The organism is Pseudomonas asplenii, assembly GCF_001293465.1.
GTDB classification, from domain to species: Bacteria; Pseudomonadota; Gammaproteobacteria; order Pseudomonadales; family Pseudomonadaceae; genus Aquipseudomonas; species Aquipseudomonas fuscovaginae_B.
Genome location: NZ_JSYZ01000021.1, coordinates 1 through 18,932, shown reverse-complemented (window position 1 = coordinate 18,932; position 18,932 = coordinate 1). Strand labels below are relative to the sequence as shown.

17 protein-coding genes are annotated in these 18,932 nt (G+C 56.9%); 10 read left to right on the top strand and 7 right to left on the bottom strand.

What is annotated here, in order from left to right:
• Nucleotides 1-27: 27 nt before the first annotated feature.
• The 5 genes from PF66_RS25375 (at nucleotide 28) to PF66_RS25355 (ending at nucleotide 5,576) form a co-directional block, all read left to right on the top strand.
• Nucleotides 28-1,623, top strand: coding sequence for an ABC transporter substrate-binding protein (locus tag PF66_RS25375; RefSeq protein ID WP_054058535.1), 1,596 nt, complete (start codon nucleotides 28-30; stop codon nucleotides 1,621-1,623).
• Nucleotides 1,624-1,696: 73 nt separating this feature from the next.
• A complete protein-coding gene (locus tag PF66_RS25370) occupies nucleotides 1,697-2,707 on the top strand; it encodes an ABC transporter permease subunit (protein ID WP_054058534.1) in 1,011 nt (336 codons plus the stop codon).
• Between the two features lie 10 nt (nucleotides 2,708-2,717).
• Nucleotides 2,718-3,629 carry an ABC transporter permease subunit gene (locus tag PF66_RS25365; protein ID WP_054058533.1) on the top strand — a complete coding sequence of 304 codons (912 nt, stop codon included), beginning with the start codon at nucleotides 2,718-2,720 and terminating at the stop codon, nucleotides 3,627-3,629.
• Nucleotides 3,630-3,639: 10 nt separating this feature from the next.
• Nucleotides 3,640-4,608, top strand: coding sequence for an ABC transporter ATP-binding protein (locus tag PF66_RS25360; RefSeq protein WP_017902286.1), 969 nt, complete (start codon nucleotides 3,640-3,642; stop codon nucleotides 4,606-4,608).
• Complete coding sequence (locus tag PF66_RS25355; RefSeq protein ID WP_054058532.1) at nucleotides 4,608-5,576, top strand: peptide ABC transporter ATP-binding protein; 969 nt, start codon at nucleotides 4,608-4,610, stop codon at nucleotides 5,574-5,576. The genes PF66_RS25360 and PF66_RS25355 overlap by 1 nt, the downstream gene beginning before the upstream one ends.
• A gap of 442 nt (nucleotides 5,577-6,018) precedes the next feature.
• Here PF66_RS25355 and PF66_RS25345 read toward each other — a convergent pair whose 3' ends face one another.
• The 7 genes from PF66_RS25345 to PF66_RS25330 all read right to left on the bottom strand — a co-directional run bounded on the left by PF66_RS25345 (nucleotide 6,019) and on the right by PF66_RS25330 (nucleotide 13,420).
• Complete coding sequence (locus tag PF66_RS25345) at nucleotides 6,019-6,282, bottom strand: hypothetical protein (RefSeq protein WP_054058530.1); 264 nt, start codon at nucleotides 6,280-6,282, stop codon at nucleotides 6,019-6,021.
• Between the two features lie 398 nt (nucleotides 6,283-6,680).
• Nucleotides 6,681-7,367: a dTMP kinase gene (locus PF66_RS25340; protein ID WP_054064152.1), complete on the bottom strand. Its 687-nt coding sequence runs from the start codon at nucleotides 7,365-7,367 to the stop codon at nucleotides 6,681-6,683.
• Nucleotides 7,364-8,500, bottom strand: coding sequence for a radical SAM protein (locus PF66_RS32275; RefSeq protein WP_081009910.1), 1,137 nt, complete (start codon nucleotides 8,498-8,500; stop codon nucleotides 7,364-7,366). Before PF66_RS32275 ends, PF66_RS25340 begins: the two co-directional genes overlap by 4 nt.
• Nucleotides 8,501-8,517: 17 nt before the next feature.
• Nucleotides 8,518-9,357: an inositol monophosphatase family protein gene (locus PF66_RS32270; protein WP_081009909.1), complete on the bottom strand. Its 840-nt coding sequence runs from the start codon at nucleotides 9,355-9,357 to the stop codon at nucleotides 8,518-8,520.
• A gap of 2 nt (nucleotides 9,358-9,359) precedes the next feature.
• Nucleotides 9,360-10,418: a hypothetical protein gene (locus PF66_RS32265; RefSeq protein ID WP_239687980.1), complete on the bottom strand. Its 1,059-nt coding sequence runs from the start codon at nucleotides 10,416-10,418 to the stop codon at nucleotides 9,360-9,362.
• 47 nt (nucleotides 10,419-10,465) lie between these two features.
• Nucleotides 10,466-11,398, bottom strand: coding sequence for a hypothetical protein (locus PF66_RS25335; protein WP_241494437.1), 933 nt, complete (start codon nucleotides 11,396-11,398; stop codon nucleotides 10,466-10,468).
• 438 nt (nucleotides 11,399-11,836) lie between these two features.
• Nucleotides 11,837-13,420, bottom strand: coding sequence for a peptide chain release factor 3 (locus tag PF66_RS25330; RefSeq protein ID WP_054058528.1), 1,584 nt, complete (start codon nucleotides 13,418-13,420; stop codon nucleotides 11,837-11,839).
• A gap of 379 nt (nucleotides 13,421-13,799) precedes the next feature.
• Between PF66_RS25330 and PF66_RS25325 the strand changes: the two genes are divergently transcribed.
• The 5 genes from PF66_RS25325 (at nucleotide 13,800) to PF66_RS25305 (ending at nucleotide 18,855) form a co-directional block, all read left to right on the top strand.
• Nucleotides 13,800-14,489, top strand: coding sequence for an ABC transporter permease (locus PF66_RS25325; RefSeq protein ID WP_192842710.1), 690 nt, complete (start codon nucleotides 13,800-13,802; stop codon nucleotides 14,487-14,489).
• Between the two features lie 14 nt (nucleotides 14,490-14,503).
• A complete protein-coding gene (locus PF66_RS25320) occupies nucleotides 14,504-15,397 on the top strand; it encodes a glycine betaine ABC transporter substrate-binding protein (RefSeq protein ID WP_054064151.1) in 894 nt (297 codons plus the stop codon).
• Nucleotides 15,398-15,406: 9 nt separating this feature from the next.
• A complete protein-coding gene (locus PF66_RS25315) occupies nucleotides 15,407-16,060 on the top strand; it encodes an ABC transporter permease (RefSeq protein WP_054058525.1) in 654 nt (217 codons plus the stop codon).
• Entirely contained in the window at nucleotides 16,057-17,214 is a 1,158-nt protein-coding gene (locus tag PF66_RS25310; protein ID WP_054064150.1) for a betaine/proline/choline family ABC transporter ATP-binding protein, read from the top strand. The genes PF66_RS25315 and PF66_RS25310 overlap by 4 nt, the downstream gene beginning before the upstream one ends.
• A 477-nt stretch (nucleotides 17,215-17,691) precedes the next feature.
• The gene (locus PF66_RS25305) at nucleotides 17,692-18,855 is read left to right on the top strand and encodes a type III PLP-dependent enzyme (protein ID WP_054058523.1); all 1,164 of its coding nucleotides are present in this window, start codon (nucleotides 17,692-17,694) and stop codon (nucleotides 18,853-18,855) included.
• Nucleotides 18,856-18,932 lie beyond the last annotated feature (77 nt).

Below are 18,932 nucleotides of genomic sequence, written 5' to 3'. Positions count from 1 at the left end.
TGGCTCATTTGATTACGGAGGGTTTATATGAAGATGCTTTCCCTGCGGGCGGCCGTCGCAGCCAGCCTGCTGACCATAGCCGTCGGCGTTTCGGCAAAACCCTTGGTGGTTTGCACCGAAGCCAGCCCGGAAGGTTTCGACCCGGTGCTGTACACCACCGCCGTCACATCCGACGCCGCGGCCGAGACCCTGTTCAACCGCCTGGTGGACTTCAAGCCGGGCACCGCCGAGATCCAGCCGGCCCTGGCCGAAAGCTGGGAAATCAGCCCCGACGGCCTGCAGTACACGTTCCATCTGCGCAAGGGCGTCAAGTTCCACACCACCGATTACTTCAAGCCGACCCGCGAGCTCAATGCCGACGATGTGCTCTGGAGCTTCCAGCGCCAGCTGGACCCGAACCACCCCTGGCACAAGCAGTCCACGGTGGGCTTCCCCTATTTTGAAAGCATGGGCTTCCAGGACCTGTTGAAGAACGTCGAGAAAGTCGACGACATGACCGTGCGTTTCACCCTGTCCCGTCCCGAAGCGCCCTTCCTGCTCGACCTGGGCATGGCCTTCACCTCGATCCACTCCGCCGAATACGCAGGCCAGTTGCTCAAGGCCGGCAAGCAGGACGATCTGAACGCCAAGCCGATCGGCACCGGCCCGTTCGTGTTCCAGCGTTATGCCAAGGATGCCCAGGTGCGCTACAAGGCCAACCCGGACTATTTCCGTGGCAAGCCGCCGGCCGAGGTCCTGGTCTTCGCCATCACCCCGGACAACAACACCCGCCTGCAAAAACTGCGGGCCAACGAGTGCCAGGTGGCGCTGTACCCGAAACCGGATGACGTGCCGAGCATCCAGGCCGATCCGAACCTGCAGGTGGTCAGCATGGCGGCCATGGCCACCGGCTACACCGCCATCAACACCGAGCACAAGTACCTGAGCGACGTGCGGGTGCGCCGGGCCATCGAACTGGCTCTGGACAAGCAGACCTACGTCGACACCCTGTACGGCAAGGGCAACGCCATCGCCGCGGTCAACCCCTACCCGTCAACCCTGCTGGGCTACAACGACAAGCTGAAGAACCCGCCGCAGAACCTGGAAAAGGCCCGAGCCCTGCTCAAGGAAGCCGGCGTGCCCGAAGGCACGGTCTTCACCCTGTACACCCGCAACGGCGGCGGCCCGACCAACCCGAACCCGCAACTGGGCGCGCAACTGATCCAGTCGGACCTGGCCAAGGTCGGTATCAAGATCGATATCCGCGTCATGGAATGGGCCGAAATGCTCAAGCGCGCGAAAAAGGGCGAACATGACCTGGTGTCCGCCGGCTGGAGCGGCGACAACGGTGATCCGGACAACTTCCTCAGCCCGCTGATGAGTTGCGAAGCCGCCAAAAACGGCGAAAACTACAGCCGCTGGTGCAACCCGCAATTCCAGACGCTGATCGACCAGGCCCGGGCCAGGACGGAACCGGCCGAACGCGCCGCGCTCTACGAAAAAGCCCTGGAGATCCTGCACGACCAGGTACTCTGGGTCGACCAGGCGCATCCCAAGATGTTCACCGCCATGCGCAAGAACGTAGAGGGTTATCACATTAACCCGCTGTCCACCAATAACTTCGCCACGACCCAGGTGAAGTAGAAAACACGCAGGGAGCGGCCCTACCCGGGGCCGCGACCGGCACGCCTAACCGGCTGATGAGGTACACAACAAGATGTTTAGTTTTATTGCCCGCCGACTGGGGTTATTGATCCCCACGTTTTTCGGCATCACGCTGTTGACCTTCGCGCTGATTCGCATGATCCCTGGCGACCCCGTGGAAGTCATGATGGGCGAGCGTCGGGTCGACCCGCAGATGCACGCACAGGCGATGGAACGCCTTGGCCTGAACAAGCCGCTCTACGAACAATACATCGACTACGTGGGCAAGCTGGCCCACGGCGATCTCGGTGAATCCCTGCGCACCCGCACCGGTGTCTGGACCGAATTCACTGCGCTGTTCCCCGCCACCCTGGAACTGTCGATCTCCGCCCTGCTGTTCGCCGGCGTCTTCGGCCTGCTGGCCGGGGTGATCGCCGCCCTCAAGCGAGGATCGCTGTTCGACCACGGGGTCATGGGCATCTCCCTTGCCGGATATTCGATGCCGATCTTCTGGTGGGGCCTGATCCTGATCATGTTCTTCTCGGTCGCCCTGGGCTGGACCCCGGTTTCCGGGCGGATCGACCTGCTCTACGATATCGAGCCGAAGACCGGCTTCATGCTGATCGACACCCTGCTCAGCGGCGAGCCGGATGCGTTCTGGGACGCCCTGCACCACATGATCCTGCCGTCCATCGTACTGGGCACCATCCCGCTGGCGGTGATCGCCCGGATGACCCGCTCGTCGATGCTCGAAGTCCTGCGCGAGGACTACATCCGCACCGCCCGCGCCAAGGGCATGTCGCCGGCCCGCGTGGTATTCGTCCACGGCCTGCGCAACGCGCTGATCCCGGTACTGACCGTGATGGGCCTGCAGGTCGGCACGCTGCTGGCCGGCGCGGTCCTGACCGAAACCATCTTCTCCTGGCCCGGCATCGGCAAGTGGCTGATCGAAGCCATCGGCGCCCGGGACTATCCGGTGGTGCAGAACGGCATCCTGCTGATCGCCTGCATCGTGATCCTGGTCAACTTCGTGGTGGACATCCTCTACGGCCTTGCCAACCCACGTATCCGTCACCAGCGCTGAGAGCCTATTCATGAGTACTCCAATCTCCTCAGCAGCAGTCGACCAGAGCCTGCTGTACCCATCACCCTACAAGGAATTCTGGCAGGCCTTCGCCCGCAACAAGGGCGCCGTCGCTGGCCTGCTGTTCATGCTGCTGGTGATCTTCTGCGCAATCTTCGCCCCCTGGGTATCGCCACACGACCCGAGCGAGCAGTTCCGCGACTTCCTGCTCACCCCACCGGCCTGGCTCGAAGGTGGCCAGGCCCAGTTCCTGCTGGGCACCGACGAACTGGGTCGTGACCTGCTGTCGCGGCTGATCCAGGGCTCGCGCCTGTCGCTGCTGATCGGCCTGTCCTCGGTGGTGATGTCGCTGATCCCCGGGATCCTGATGGGCCTGCTGGCCGGCTTCTTCCCGCGCGTCCTGGGGCCGACCATCATGCGTCTGATGGACATCATGCTCGCCCTGCCGTCGCTGCTGCTGGCCGTGGCGATCGTCGCCATCCTCGGCCCTGGCCTGATCAACACCGTGATCGCCATCGCCATCGTGTCGCTGCCGTCCTACGTGCGCCTGACCCGCGCCGCGGTGATGGGCGAACTGAACCGCGACTACGTGACCGCCGCCCGCCTCGCCGGTGCCGGCCTGCCACGCCTGATGTTCATCACCGTGCTGCCCAACTGCATGGCACCGCTGATCGTCCAGGCGACCCTGAGCTTCTCCTCGGCCATCCTCGACGCGGCCGCCCTGGGCTTTCTCGGCCTCGGCGTACAACCGCCGACCCCGGAATGGGGCACCATGCTGGCCTCGGCCCGCGACTATATCGAACGCGCCTGGTGGGTGGTGAGCCTGCCCGGCCTGACCATTTTGCTCAGCGTGCTGGCAATCAACCTGATGGGCGACGGCCTGCGCGACGCGCTGGACCCGAAACTCAAGAATGCCGCCTGAGGAGATTCCCATGTCACTGCTAGAAATCAAGAATCTCAACGTCCGCTTCGGCGACAAGAACGCCGTTCCGGTGGTCGACGGCCTCGACCTGAGCGTGAACAAGGGCGAGGTCCTGGCGATCGTCGGCGAGTCGGGTTCCGGTAAATCCGTGACCATGATGGCGCTGATGGGACTGATCGAGCACCCCGGTATCGTCACCGCCGACGCTCTGCGCTTCGACGGCAAGGACATGCTCACCCTCAACGCCCGCCAGCGCCGGCAGATCGTCGGCAAGGACCTGGCGATGGTCTTCCAGGACCCGATGACCGCGTTGAACCCCAGTTACACCGTGGGCTTCCAGATCGAGGAAGTCCTGCGCCTGCACCTGAAGATGTCCGGCAAGCAGGCGCGCAAGCGGGCCATCGAGCTGCTGGAGAAAGTCGAGATCCCGGGCGCCGCGAGCCGCATGGACGCCTACCCGCACCAACTGTCCGGCGGCATGAGCCAGCGCGTGGCGATTGCCATGGCGATTGCCGGCGAGCCGAAACTGCTGATCGCCGACGAACCGACCACCGCCCTCGACGTGACCATCCAGGCGCAGATCATGGACCTGCTGATCAGCCTGCAGCAGGAGCAGAACATGGGCCTGGTACTGATCACCCACGACCTCGCGGTGGTGGCGGAAACCGCCCAGCGGGTCTGCGTGATGTACGCCGGGCAAGCGGTGGAAGTCGGGCAGGTCCCCGGCCTGTTCGACATCCCGGCACACCCCTACAGCGAAGCGCTGCTCAAGGCGATCCCGGAGCACAGCCTGGGAGCCGAGCGCCTGTCGACCCTGCCGGGCATCGTGCCCGGCCGCTACGACCGGCCGCAGGGTTGCCTGCTGTCGCCACGCTGCCCGTACGTGCAGGAAAACTGCCGGCAGCAGCGTCCGGCCCTGGACCCGAAAGCCAATAGCCTTGCCCGTTGCTTCTACCCGCTGAACCAGGAGGTGGCGTAATGGCCGTCGTTCTTACCGCCCGCGACCTCACCCGTCACTACGAAGTGTCCCGTGGCCTGTTCAAGGGCCACGCCACCGTGCGCGCCCTCAACGGTGTGTCCTTCGAGCTGGAGGCCGGCAAGACCCTGGCCGTGGTCGGCGAATCGGGCTGTGGCAAGTCCACCCTGGCCCGCGCCCTGACCCTGATCGAGGAACCGTCCTCCGGCTCGCTGAAGATCGCCGGCCAGGAAGTCGCCGGCGCCGACAAGGCCCAGCGCAAGCAACTGCGCAAGGACGTGCAGATGGTGTTCCAGAGCCCGTACGCCTCGCTCAACCCACGGCAGAAGATCGGTGACCAGCTCGGCGAGCCGCTGCTGATCAACACCAGGCTGTCGGCCGCCGAACGCCGCGAGAAAGTCCAGGCGATGATGAAGCAGGTGGGCCTGCGCCCTGAGCATTACCAGCGCTACCCGCACATGTTCTCCGGTGGTCAGCGCCAGCGGATCGCCCTGGCCCGCGCCATGATGCTGCAGCCCAAGGTGCTGGTGGCGGACGAGCCGACCTCGGCGCTCGACGTGTCGATCCAGGCCCAGGTGCTGAACCTGTTCATGGACCTGCAGCAGGAGTTCAACACCGCCTACGTGTTCATCTCCCACAACCTGGCGGTGGTGCGCCACGTCGCCGACCAGGTGCTGGTGATGTACCTCGGGCGCCCTGCGGAAATGGGCCCCAAGGAAGACATCTACGAGCGTCCGTTGCACCCCTACACCCAGGCGCTGCTGTCGGCAACCCCGGCGATTCACCCGGACCCGCTGAAGCCGAAGATCAAGATCGCCGGCGAATTGCCCAACCCGCTCAACCCGCCGAGTGGCTGTGCATTCCACAAGCGCTGCCCGTACGCCACCGAGCGTTGCGCGACCGAGTTGCCGGAACTGCGCCAGGTGGATACCCGCCAGGTTGCCTGCCACTACGCCGAGCAGTTCCTGTAGGGCAGTAAAAAGCGCTCTCCAGAACCTGCGAGAGCGCTGAAACCGCAAACCCAGCCCCTTCCGTCAGGTTGCGCATCGACCTGGCAGAAGGGGCTTTTTCATTTCATTTCGGGCGCTGATCGATCCCTGTGGGGTGCTGCGATGATCTCATTTCAGCATTGATGACACGCCCTAAGATACCTATTTCGGCCTTGAAGATATAAAGCCACCTTGAGCTCAGAAGAAAATATGCGCTCATCCCTGAAAAACTGCGCAAGAGATTTTACGATGTCGTCAAGGATAAAAGCCTGGAAGTCAACTTCGTCGACCTCACCGAAACCCTGCCCGAATGATTGCTCCCCTTTCGTGGAAAGGCCCTGCATCAACTCAACAGCGGACGCAGAGCGTCTAGGGAAGCGTTCCCACGCAGAGCACGGGAACGCTCTGATCTCCGGTTGATCGATCAGGTATCGCTGTCACCCTCATCGCCTTCATCGGTGTCCGGTTCCTCGGTGGTCGAGTCGTCATCGCCCTTGCTTCCGCCCTGGCCTTCGTCACCTGGCTCGGAGTCGGACTTGGCAAGCAACAGCCCACTGTCCTGAGCGCTGTTCACACCCCAGAAGCCGTGGGTCTGGGGCGAATTCGCGCTGGCCCACGCAGCTGTCGTTCCGAGCGACAGCACCACCAGCACCTTGAGTAGCAATACCATGCGTTGAAAGATCTTCATCGTCGTCCAGTCCTTCTATAGACAAGTCGCGAGTGCCTGAGCGCTGGCTCGCAGAACCGGCACCCAAACTTTACTGAACCTACTCCCGTCAACGGGCTTTTTCCATGCTGACAACATGAAATTTTCCAGTGCCACTTAGAATAATTCCAACTAGCTATCAGAGCTGGAGGAACTATGACACTTTTGTTAGGAGATTGTCCTCATCCAGCGACCTCTCCCCTCAACCCTGAGCCTTCAAATGAGACCGTTGTGGCAAATAAAACTGATCCGGTGGGGAAAAACCATGACGGAACTCATCGTGGAATATCATGGCCCTTAACTTGGTGCGAGTCGACAGACCATCGGTTCAGATGGTACTAAAATACCCGACGTCTTGCCCGTATAAACGGGGCAACTGCCTATTTCCTGATGAGCAAGTCCTGCACCACTGCGATGGATTTGTGAAGAACCGCCTCCTCACTGAGATCAGTAGTATCAATCACCACCCATTCATCTAGACCACATGCCTCATAACTGGACCTGACTTTTTTTTGATACTCAACAAAACTCTTAAGACGATCTTCGCCACCACCATCATATGCACCGCTCTCACTAAGACGAAAAGCACCTTTTCTATCAGCGGAGATAACCGGATCGACATCGAGGAAAATGACAACGTCAGGCCTTCTTACAGTAGAAAAAAATGCCATAGCCTCTCCAGCCAAGATCGGGTCCTTCAGTAAAAATCGAGCCAGATATTTATAATACCAGCCATCAGAGATACAACTGATCCCAGACTCAATTGCTGGTCTGACAACAGCATGATCCGTAGCTTGAAACCAAGCAACAATGAGACTTAACCAATGTCTATCGCCTAATTGTTCGAGAGGAGCATCATCCGGATATTCCCAAAGAATATCGCGTATTCGCCCCATATGAAACTCCGAATACCCCGACGTTACCGGCGGACGATTTTTATCTATAAACTTAAAATCCGGAACCGATTCAGAAATCTTGTCGTATGTTGCACGGGCAATCGTGGACTTCCCCGCGCCATCAGTGCCCTCGAAAACAATCAACAAAGGTTGCTTTTTTACACTACTCATGAAAATCCCCCTAAATAGGCTTCGGTATCTAAAGAGTTCCTACCGCTACCTTCGATTAATGGGCGAAATCCCTCTCTCCGATACACCTCGGACATCTTCCTCCCCAATGCTGTAAGAAACTCCAATGAAGGACGTTGTTTGTGAATATACTGAGAACCGAAATCTGGATGAAATACTGCAACAGCGGGCACAACGCCCATCCGCCCAAAATACTCAATACCTTCAATGATTGACTCCAGAGGCTCTAGGCCAGCGACAAATCCAGCGTAAACATTACCTCGCCCTATGATTTCAACCGCAGCCTCAAAAGCAGCCAAGAATCGTTCACGAGTATAGTCATCAGATTTTCCTTGGCAAATTTCAGAAAACAGCTCTGGGTTGAACACCTCCAAACTCATTGACATATTATTGCCAATCTCTTTAAAACGCTCAAAAAGATGAAAATCTTTAGGTGGCATAGAAATCAAATGGTAATCCAAATTGAACTCCGAGTTAATTTCTTTCACTCTCGAAAGCAAATTTAGGTGATTTGAGTACCCCTTGTCATAATCGGGGATCGTTCCACCATTCAACAAAACCCTTTTATATCTCTCACCATCATCCTTTAACGCTAAATTTACTGCCTCACCTGCAATATCTCCCTTGACTCGCATTTTATGATCTGAAAAATCATCTCTTGCTCGCCCCAAAGAGCAAAACTTACACTCACGCCCACTATTAAAATAATAACAGTGACCTGGGGAAAAAATACCGAGCGTCGAATCACCATATACAGTTACGTACCGTTCAAAAAACTCACCATTACTCAATTTTTTCCCATAAGATTCAGGGCGCCCGGGAAATCCGACCCTAACAACCTTGTCCCCAGATCTCAACACTGGAACCCCCTTATCCAAATCAACCACATGATCAGATCTTGGGTTATAATTTGCCGCCACCAATATTTGACGATCAAGAATTATCTCTTGTGGCACACGAGCATGTGAATCAAGGACAGCGCTATCACCCACTCCATACGCACGTCTTTTTTCAATACCATTATCATGAATTTGATAGTACTCCAGAAAATCACTGGAAAAATTCACGCCATTACACAAAACCTTAACTTTTAAGTTTACCATTTCGAAAATCATAAAAACCTCAAAATAATTTAATTAAAAGCTATAAATTGCATAAGCTCCTTAGATGACAACGCGACGAGTGTTCCACGATCAGAGAGAGACGCAGTGGATGGTGGCAAGGAAAACCTAGGGTTTCCAAACATATCAAATAGTGTTCCTCCTGCCTCCCTCAGAATTAGCTCTGCCGCAGCAATGTCGCAACTACGTTCATGCCCTGGATTATCGATGTCTATAAATGCATCAAGAACCCCAGCAGCAATAAGACAAATCTCTAATGATGAACATGAACAAACTCTTACCTTATCAACAGCCCAGAGCATTCCTTCTATTAGTGCCCTCTCCACTCCTCCTTCTGGGCGATGAAAAGCAATACGCATTTCATCTAAACGATAGACATTACGAGTTCGAAGCCTCTTCACAACAATTGGCGATTGGAGATATGCGCCTTCACCTAAAGAAGCGGTATATACTATATCCCTTGACATATCATAAACCCAGCCAAATATGTAAGCACCTTCATGATAAAGTGCGACACTGGAGGTATAAGCTGGAAATCCCAAAATCGCATTGTGCGTACCATCGAGTGGATCTACGATCAGATAAAACTCTCCACCTTCACCAAAAGTTATTGAAGAATCTATTTCCTCGGAAAATATCGTGACTCGCATACCGATATTTGAAAAACTCTCAAATATAAGAGATTGACACTCCAAATCATATTTTGTTTGCTGACCAGTTAGATCTTCGCCCCCTGCAAAACTAGGTAGCCGAGCTAAAGTGCCAGCCCAATATCGACGCAATTTTTTCCTAGCCTCATAGAGACATCTCTCCAGTTCGAAAATATGCGCCGCACCAAATAACGGTCTCATACTCACTCCATTATTAGCTGAGTGTGCCAGCACTCCCTATCCAATCGTGGGGCGCACTCCTTTACCTCAAACAGCTTCCCGGCATAAACTGCATAATCTGCGCTCATAAACGCGCCAAATGATTTAGGAAATAGTGCCAATGTTTTTACATCAGCATCATAACCCAAACTTTCCCTTAGTGAATTAGCCGCATGTTTAATGCTACCACCCGTATAGGATTTATCTATAATCAACCAAGATTCACTGGATAGATTTGGCGTAGGGAAAATACCCCGAAATGCAAAATCTCTATTTAAAAGCCCAGAATCGTTTTGTCGATGAATTTCTGTGAAGAAAATGTTCTGGTCACCGGTTGCAGCCAAGTAGCCCAATGCCAAGGGTAAACCTGCTGCCAGCAAGAACAGCTTATTTTTTGAGATTTTTTTGATTTGATGCCAGACCAAGTGATCTTCATAGATATATCGTGCATTGAATACACTACTGACATCCCAATACTCATGAGATATATACTTACTATAAAAAGCACAAAACTCACTATAAAACTCCATTGTTTCAGTATTTGCGTCTATAAGTAGTCGATTCTTGGCGATTCCATGAAGGGTGTTTTTCGAAAAATGTACATCTTTATCAAAATCAAAACCGAGCTGCGAAAATCCCTCACCCACAAGGCGCTGCTTAATATTTTTTAGCTGAAGCATGGACGGTCCGGAAATCGCTATTTCAGGTGAAAGTCCATCTCCACTTATTCGACGCACGCCTCCGAATCTGATTTTTTTTGTAACTGAATCCAGATATTTCCACAGGCGTATGATATCTTCAGAATCTATGCCGTTATAGATCGATTCAAGATTACTCAAATCACAAATCATCTCCTCCGGATGCCGAAGCTCGAAGGAGGCCTTTTGAAGATGACATCCTTCGCGCATGGCATTACGATAAACATAATAGTCATTTGTTTGAACTCCACCTAAAGTCCGCCAACCATGTCGCTCACTGATTATAGTTATAAAATTTACGTACTGATCTAATGTACGCTGCATAAAAAGCCCAGTACGCTCCATCGCTCAGCACTCCTGATACGGCCAATTAAAATTCAGTACACGCTTCCTCAATCCCACTCTTTCAGCAGGCTGACCAAGGAAGGCGTCTCTCCTGCTAAAAAATATTTTTTCCTGAAATAGTACTCACACTTTGATATTTTATGCCCCGTTTGCCGCCGACCATCAAACTCTCTATCCAACGCAAATAAAGATTTTTGTACAGACGGATATATACATATTTTTTTTAGCAACTTCTCCATTTCCAAAAAAACCAAATCCATATACTCAAGAACCTCTTCAATATATAACCGACATTCCACATCTGTAACCGCACCTACTCTAACCAACCTGAAAAACTCCTTTTTAATCTTGTCGAAGCCAACAACCCGAAAAACATTCGAATAAACCCACTTATAATGCTTATTAGTTATTCCAGTCAGGTAGGTAAAACTCATTGTCGTTTTGAGCATCATATCTCTTGCAATCTCACAACCCATCCATAGGTTTCCTGATTGCCAGCAACCTTGAACATCCTGGAAAGCATAAAAAACAGGTAATTTTTCGCGATGAGCAACATAAATATGCTTCTCCAATGGAATCCTGCTTTTGAAGTTATTGAACCTATTCTCGTTCTCCAATGCATAGCCTATCAGAGCTCTATGGATTACATTATTTTCTGTATTAGTTAAAATAGGATCATAAATAACCCTCTGATCCCCAACAATCTCATCAAATGCACTTTCAATTTTCCCTATAATTTCGTAAACCTCAGAAAACGTTATGTAATCGACATCAATGTGAATACTGGTATCCCCATAAAAATCTGTCGTATTATGGACATCCTCATCGCTGGCAATATAGCGATAATTTATGTCAGTTACTAAAGCATGCTCACTCTTCTCAACTTCTCTCGCTGTAGGTCTTTTTTCACACAAAACAATGCAATCGATATCAGAGTGAATGGTCCCAATACCCTCAATCAAACTTCCAGAAACAACCAAAACACTATTTCGCTCTAAAAAAACCCTCTCTAGCAGGTATTTTTTTGGATTAAAATCTTCCCATCCAGAATCGAAATGTCATGTTCATGAATTTTTGACTGCGAGGTACTCACTAGAATATTCATTCGTCCCACCCATATGTTTATGTTTAAGAAACGTAGTCCTGGCGAGAGAATTTCTCCAATATTTTTCTAAAAATCAGAAATTGCCCACACTCAACAAAATAGCCGCCACTAAATTTGTAGATATTCTCCCAAGCATATGAAAGATATTTCTTACAACCTGCTTATCTATGTAGCAGAGACCGATACTTACCAATCCAAAAAGACATGACAGCACAGCAACAATAACGGTTAATCCAGGACCACAGAAAAATCCGAGCAAAAAAAAACCGCTGCTCTCGCAACGGTTTTTTAACTTCGTGGTTAAAGTGTACGTCTAGTGATGCTCACGCGTCGCGCGGAATTTCACATCCGGCCAGCGCTCTTCCATCAGCGCCAGGTTGACCCGGGTCGGGGCCAGGTAGGTCAGGTGACCGCCGCCGTCCAGCGCCAGGTTTTCCACCGCCTTGTTGCTGAATTCCTCGAGCTTCTTCTTGTCGCTGCATTCGATCCAGCGCGCGGACCACACGGTGATCGGCTCGTAGGAGCACTCGACCTTGTATTCCTCCTTCAGGCGGCTGGCGACCACATCGAACTGCAGCACACCGACGGCGCCCAGAATGATGTCGTTGCTGCGCTCGGGGAAGAACACCTGGGTCGCACCCTCTTCCGCCAGTTGCTGCAGGCCCTGGCGCAGTTGCTTGGACTTGAGCGGGTCACGCAGGCGCACACGGCGGAACAGTTCCGGGGCGAAGTGCGGGATACCGGTGAAGCCCAGCGCCTCGCCTTCGGTGAAGGTATCGCCGATCTGGATGGTGCCGTGGTTGTGCAGGCCGATGATGTCGCCGGCGTAGGCCTCTTCCAGTTGCTCACGCTCGGAGGAGAAGAAGGTCAGCGCGTCGCCGATGCGCACGTCCTTGCCGGTGCGCACGTGACGCATCTTCATGCCCTTGTCGTACTTGCCGGAGCAGATACGCATGAAGGCGATACGGTCGCGGTGCTTGGGGTCCATGTTTGCCTGGATCTTGAACACGAAACCTGTGAACTTCTCCTCCACCGGCTCCACCGAACGCTCGTTGGCCACACGGGCCAGCGGCATCGGCGCCCAGTCGACCACCGCGTCGAGCACATGGTCGACACCGAAGTTGCCCAGCGCGGTACCGAAGAACACCGGGGTCATCTGGCCAGTGAGGAATTCCTCCTGGTTGAACTCGTGGCAGGCGCCCTGCACCAGTTCCAGCTGTTCGAGGAAGCGCTCGTACTCGTCACCCAGGTGGGCGCGGGCTTCCGCCGAGTCGAGCTTCTCGATGATCTTCACCTCGGTGCGCTCATGGCCGTGACCCGGGGTGTAGACGATGATGTAGTCGCCCGCCAGGTGGTACACGCCCTTGAAGTCGCGGTAGCAGCCGATCGGCCAGGTGATCGGCGCGGCCTTGATCTTCAGCACCGCCTCGATTTCGTCGAGCAGTTCGATCGGGTCGCGGATATCGCGGTCGAGCTTGTTGATGAAGCTGACGATCGGCGTATCGCGCAGGCGGCAGACGTCCATCAGGGCGATGGTCCGCGGCTCGACGCCCTTACCGCCGTCGAGCACCATCAGCGCCGAGTCCACGGCGGTCAGGGTCCGGTAGGTGTCTTCCGAGAAGTCTTCGTGGCCAGGGGTGTCGAGCAGATTGATCATGTGCTCGCGATACGGGAACTGCATGACCGAGGTGGTAATGGAAATACCGCGCTGCTTCTCCATCTCCATCCAGTCGGAGGTGGCGTGGCGGTCGGACTTGCGCGACTTCACCGTACCGGCCACGGAAATCGCCTTGCCCATCAGCAAGAGCTTTTCGGTGATGGTGGTCTTACCCGCATCCGGGTGGGAAATGATGGCGAAGGTGCGGCGTTTCGCGACTTCGGCGGCCTGGTTGGTCATGGGAAATCGCCTGACAGGTGATTCAAAAAAAGGGCGCAGATTATAGACCAGACTGCACTCCAGCGGCCACCGCCAGCCCGACCGACGCCCTCCGGCTGCCCCCCGGCGAGATGGCCAAATGCTGCCAATTGCGGAACCTTTTAAACATCGCAGGCGTCCACTTCCCTGTCATGACCTTTCGTCAGGTGTAGAAAAATCAGTCAGTTAGCCTGACGAGGGCGGCGCTCATGGCTTTTCCCATGGCCGTTTATCGGCCGGGACAAGGCTGCTCTTCGCGAACATCTTTTCCGCCAGCCAGGAATGGTTTTGCCTCACGGGGAAGTGTTCGCCGACCGAAAAAAGGAGTCCATCTGTGGCTAATCGCTATGGCAAGGGGCTTATGGGAGGCGTGACGGTGATCGCGCTCCTGGCCCTGTTGATCCACTGGATCGGCATCAGCACGATCGAGCACTACCAGGCCGATCTGTGGTTCTACCTGCAAGCGCACCTCTACCTGGTGCTCGCCTCGATGTTCGCGGCGCTCGTCGTCGGCATTCCCGCCGGCATCCTGCTCAGTCGCCCGGCCATGGCCGCGCGGGCCGAACGTTTCATGCAGGTCTTCAACATCGGCAATACCGTGCCCCCGCTGGCGGTGTTGGCCATCGCCCTGGGGATTCTCGGCATCGGTGCCGGGCCGGCGATCCTGGCCTTGTTCCTCGCCTCGCTGCTGCCGATCGTGCGCAACACCTACGAGGGCCTGAAGAACGTCGAGGCCTCGCTGAAGGAGGCCGCCACCGGCATCGGCATGACCCCGCGCCAGGTGCTGTGGAAAGTCGAATTGCCCAACGCCGTGCCGATCATCATCGGCGGCGTGCGGGTGGCCCTGGCGCTCAACGTCGGCACCGCGCCACTGGCGTTCCTGATCGGCGCCAACAGCCTGGGCAGCCTGATCTTCCCCGGCATCGCCCTGAACAACCAGCCGCAACTGATCCTCGGTGCCGCCTGCACCGCCCTGCTGGCGCTGCTGCTCGACGCCCTGGTGACCCTGGCCAGCCGCCTCTGGCTGGAGCGCGGGCTGCGCCCGGCCTGAGCAAAGGAAACGACATGAAAAGACTCTGCATTCTCCTCGCCTGCGCCCTGCTGTTCGCGGGCACGGCCCAGGCCGCCGACAAACCGCTGATCCGTATCGGCGCCCGGGTGTTCACCGAGCAGACCCTGCTCGCCGAGATCACCTCGCAATACCTGCGCAGCAAGGGCTACGACACACAGGTCACCGGCGGCCTGGGCAGCAACCTGGCCCGCAGCGCCCACGAAAGCGGGCAACTGGATCTGCTCTGGGAATACACCGGCGTATCGCTGGTGGCCTACAACCATGTGACGGAAAAGCTCGACAGCGAACAGTCCTACGCCCGGGTCAAGGAACTCGACGCGAAAAAGGGCCTGGTCTGGCTCACTCCGTCGAAGTTCAGCAACACCTACGCCCTGGCCCTGCCGCAGAAAGTGGCGCAGCAGTATCCGCAGATCAACAGCATCAGCCAGTTGACCGAGGTGCTGCGCAATGAGGCCGACGCGCATCACCTGGTGGCTCTGGACACCGAGTTCGCCAACCGCTCCGACGGCCTGGCCGGCATGGTCAAGCTGTACGGCATGAACCTCGACCGCCGCACCATCCGCCAGATGGACGCCGGGCTGGTCTATACCGCCCTGCGCAACAGCCAGGTGTTCGCCGGCCTGGTCTACACCACCGACGGCCGGCTGAACGCCTTCAAGCTCAAGCTGCTGGAAGACGACAGGCATTATTTCCCGGACTACACCGCCGCACCGGTGGTACGCCAGGCCGTCCTCGACGCCAACCCGCAGTTGGCCGCCGACCTCAAGCCGCTGGCCGAGCTGTTCGACGACGAAACCATGCGCCAGCTCAACGCCCGGGTCGACGTCGGCCATGAGAGCCCCTCCGCCGTGGCCGCCGACTTCCTGCGCCAACACCCCATCCACTGAGGAGAAGACATGGACTTTCTCAACGCCTTTTCCCATCTGGACTGGTCACAGGTGCTGCACCTGACCGGGCAGCACATCACCCTGGTCGGCATCGCGGTGAGCCTGGCCATCGTCTTCGGCGTGCCGCTGGGCGTGCTGATGACCCGCTTCCCGACCCTGGCCGGCCCCCTGCAGGCCAGCGCCACGGTGCTGCTGACCATTCCGTCGATCGCGCTGTTCGGCCTGCTGCTGCCGTTCTATTCGAAATTCGGCCAGGGCCTCGGCCCGCTGCCGGCGATCACCGCGGTGTTCCTCTATTCCCTGTTGCCGATCATGCGCAACACCTACCTGGCGCTGACCGGCGTCGAACCGGGTATCCGCGAGGCGGCCCGCGGCATCGGCATGACCTTCGGCCAGCGCCTGCGCATGGTCGAGCTGCCGATCGCCGTGCCGGTGATCCTCGCCGGCGTGCGCACCGCCGTGGTCATGAACATCGGCGTCATGACCATCGCCGCCACCATCGGCGCCGGCGGCCTCGGCGTACTCATCCTGGCGGCCATCAGCCGCAGCGACATGTCGATGCTGCTGGTCGGCGCGGTGCTGGTCAGCGTCCTGGCCATCGTCGCCGACCTGCTGCTGCAGCGCCTGCAACGCACATTGACTCCAAAAGGACTCCTGAAATGATCGAACTTCAAGACCTGAGCAAGACCTTTCAAAGCAATGGCAAGGCGGTCAAGGCCGTCGACTCCGTCAGCCTGACCGTCAACGAAGGCGAGATCTGCGTCTTTCTCGGCCCGTCCGGTTGCGGCAAGAGCACCACGCTGAAAATGATCAACCGGCTGATCGTGCCGACCTCGGGCAAGGTACTGATCAACGGCGAGGACACCACCGCCCTGGACGAAGTGACCTTGCGCCGCAACATCGGCTACGTGATCCAGCAGATCGGTCTGTTCCCGAACATGACCATCGAGGAAAACATCACCGTGGTCCCGCGCCTGCTCGGCTGGGACAAGCACAAATGCCACGAGCGGGCCCGCGAGCTGATGAACATGATCAAGCTCGAACCCAAGCAGTACCTGCATCGTTATCCACGGGAACTGTCCGGCGGCCAGCAGCAGCGCATCGGCGTGATCCGCGCGCTGGCGGCGGAGGCACCGCTGCTGCTGATGGACGAGCCGTTCGGCGCGGTCGACCCGATCAACCGGGAAATGATCCAGAACGAGTTCTTCGAAATGCAGCGGGCGCTGAACAAGACCGTGATCATGGTCAGCCACGACATCGACGAAGCCCTCAAGCTCGGCGACAAGATCGCCATCTTCCGTGGCGGCAAGCTGATTCAGATCGACCACCCCGACACCCTGCTGGCGCACCCGGCGGATGATTTCGTCAGCCACTTCGTTGGCCAGGACAGCACCCTCAAGCGCCTGCTGCTGGTCAAGGCCGAAGATGCCGCGGACAACGCGCCGTCGGTCAGCCCGCAAACGCCGGTGGCCGAGGCCCTGGACCTGATGGACGAGCATGACCGTCGCTACGTGGTGGTCACCGACGCCGACAACAAGGCCCTGGGCTACGTGCGCCGCCGCGACCTGCACCGCCAGAGTGGCGACTGCGGCCAGTTCCTGCGCGAGTTCAACGCCACCGCCGCCTACGACGAACACCTGCGCATCCTGCTGTCGCGCATGTACGAGTTCAACCGGGCGTGGCTGCCGGTACTGGATGCCGAGCGGGTATTCCTCGGCGAAGTGACCCAGGAATCGATCGCCGCCTACCTGAGTTCCGGGCGTTCGCGCGGGGCCAAGACCAGCATCGTCTCGCCGGCGGAACTGGTCGAGGCCTGAGCACGCCCCCTGCTTCACCGCCGCCCCCTGTAGGAGCCGGGCTTGCCCGCGAAGCCTTTGGCGATCTTGAGGGCCCATTCGCGGGCAAGCCCGGCTCCTACCTGACCTGCGTGCTGATACAGGCGGGGCTAGACGTAAACCATCGGTCACTGAAGGGGAACATCAGACTGTCATCCGGGTCGGTTAAATAGATGGCTGATCCGGGTCACGCGACGAACGCATGCAAAAACGCGACATTTTTAGTTGATCTAAAGCCCCTCAAGTCCTAAAGTTCGCGCCGAACGTCCATGCTGGAAACGATCCATCCGGCTCAAGTACTGACGACGAGACAGCGAGGCCAAGGGAAGCGGTTGATCCCATGGCCTTTTTGCTTTCGGCGGCAATGCCTTGGGAAGTAGGCGAACCAAAGTGGGGATACGGAGGACGTTCATTTGCACCCATTGATAACTCACGTTTGCCACTAGGAGTCCCCCACGTATGTCGATCCAGGTCGAAGACTATTTCGCGCGCGATACTTTCAAGAAAATGAAGGCATTCGCCGACAAGCAGGAAACCCCGTTCGTGGTCATCGATACCCAGATGATCGCCCAGGCCTATGATGACCTGCGGGCCGGTTTCGAATTCGCCAAGGTCTACTACGCGGTCAAGGCCAACCCGGCGGTCGAGATCATCGACCTCCTGAACCAGAAGGGTTCGAGCTTCGACATCGCCTCGATCTACGAACTGGACAAAGTGATGGGTCAGGGCGTCAGCGCCGACCGCATCAGCTACGGCAACACCATCAAGAAATCCAGGGACATCCGCTACTTCTACGAGAAGGGCGTGCGCCTGTACGCCACCGACTCGGAAGCCGACCTGCGCAACATCGCCAAGGCCGCTCCGGGCTCGAAAGTCTACGTGCGGATCCTCACCGAAGGCTCGACCACGGCCGACTGGCCGCTGTCGCGCAAGTTCGGCTGCCAGACCGACATGGCCATGGACCTGCTGATCCTCGCCCGCGACCTGGGCCTGGTGCCTTACGGCGTCTCCTTCCACGTCGGTTCGCAACAGCGCGACATCAGCGTGTGGGATGCGGCGATCGCCAAGGTCAAGGTGATCTTCGAACGCCTGAAGGAAGAAGACGGCATTGAACTCAAGCTGATCAACATGGGTGGCGGCTTCCCGGCCAACTACATCACCCGTACCAACAGCCTGGAAACCTATGCCGAGGAAATCATCCGCTTCCTCAAGGAAGACTTCGGTGACGACCTGCCGGAAATCATCCTGGAGCCGGGCCGTTCGCTGATCGCCAACGCCGGTATCCTGGTCAGTGAAGTGGTGCTGGTGGCGCGCAAGTCGCGTACCGCCGTGGAGCGTTGGGTCTACACCGACGTGGGCAAGTTCTCCGGCCTGATCGAAACCACCGACGAGTCGATCAAGTTCCCGATCTGGACCGAGAAGAACGGTGAAGTGGAAGAAGTGGTGATCGCCGGTCCGACCTGCGACAGCGCCGACATCATGTACGAGAACTACAAGTACGGCCTGCCCCTGAACCTGGCTGCCGGCGACCGCCTGTACTGGCTGTCCACCGGTGCCTACACCACCAGCTACAGCGCCGTCGAATTCAACGGTTTCCCACCGCTGAAATCGTTCTACGTGTAACTGCTCGCCCCTGCGAGACCCAAAGGCCCGTGCTCGTCACGGGCTTTTTTGTTTGTGGTGTCCCGTCCTGAATAAGG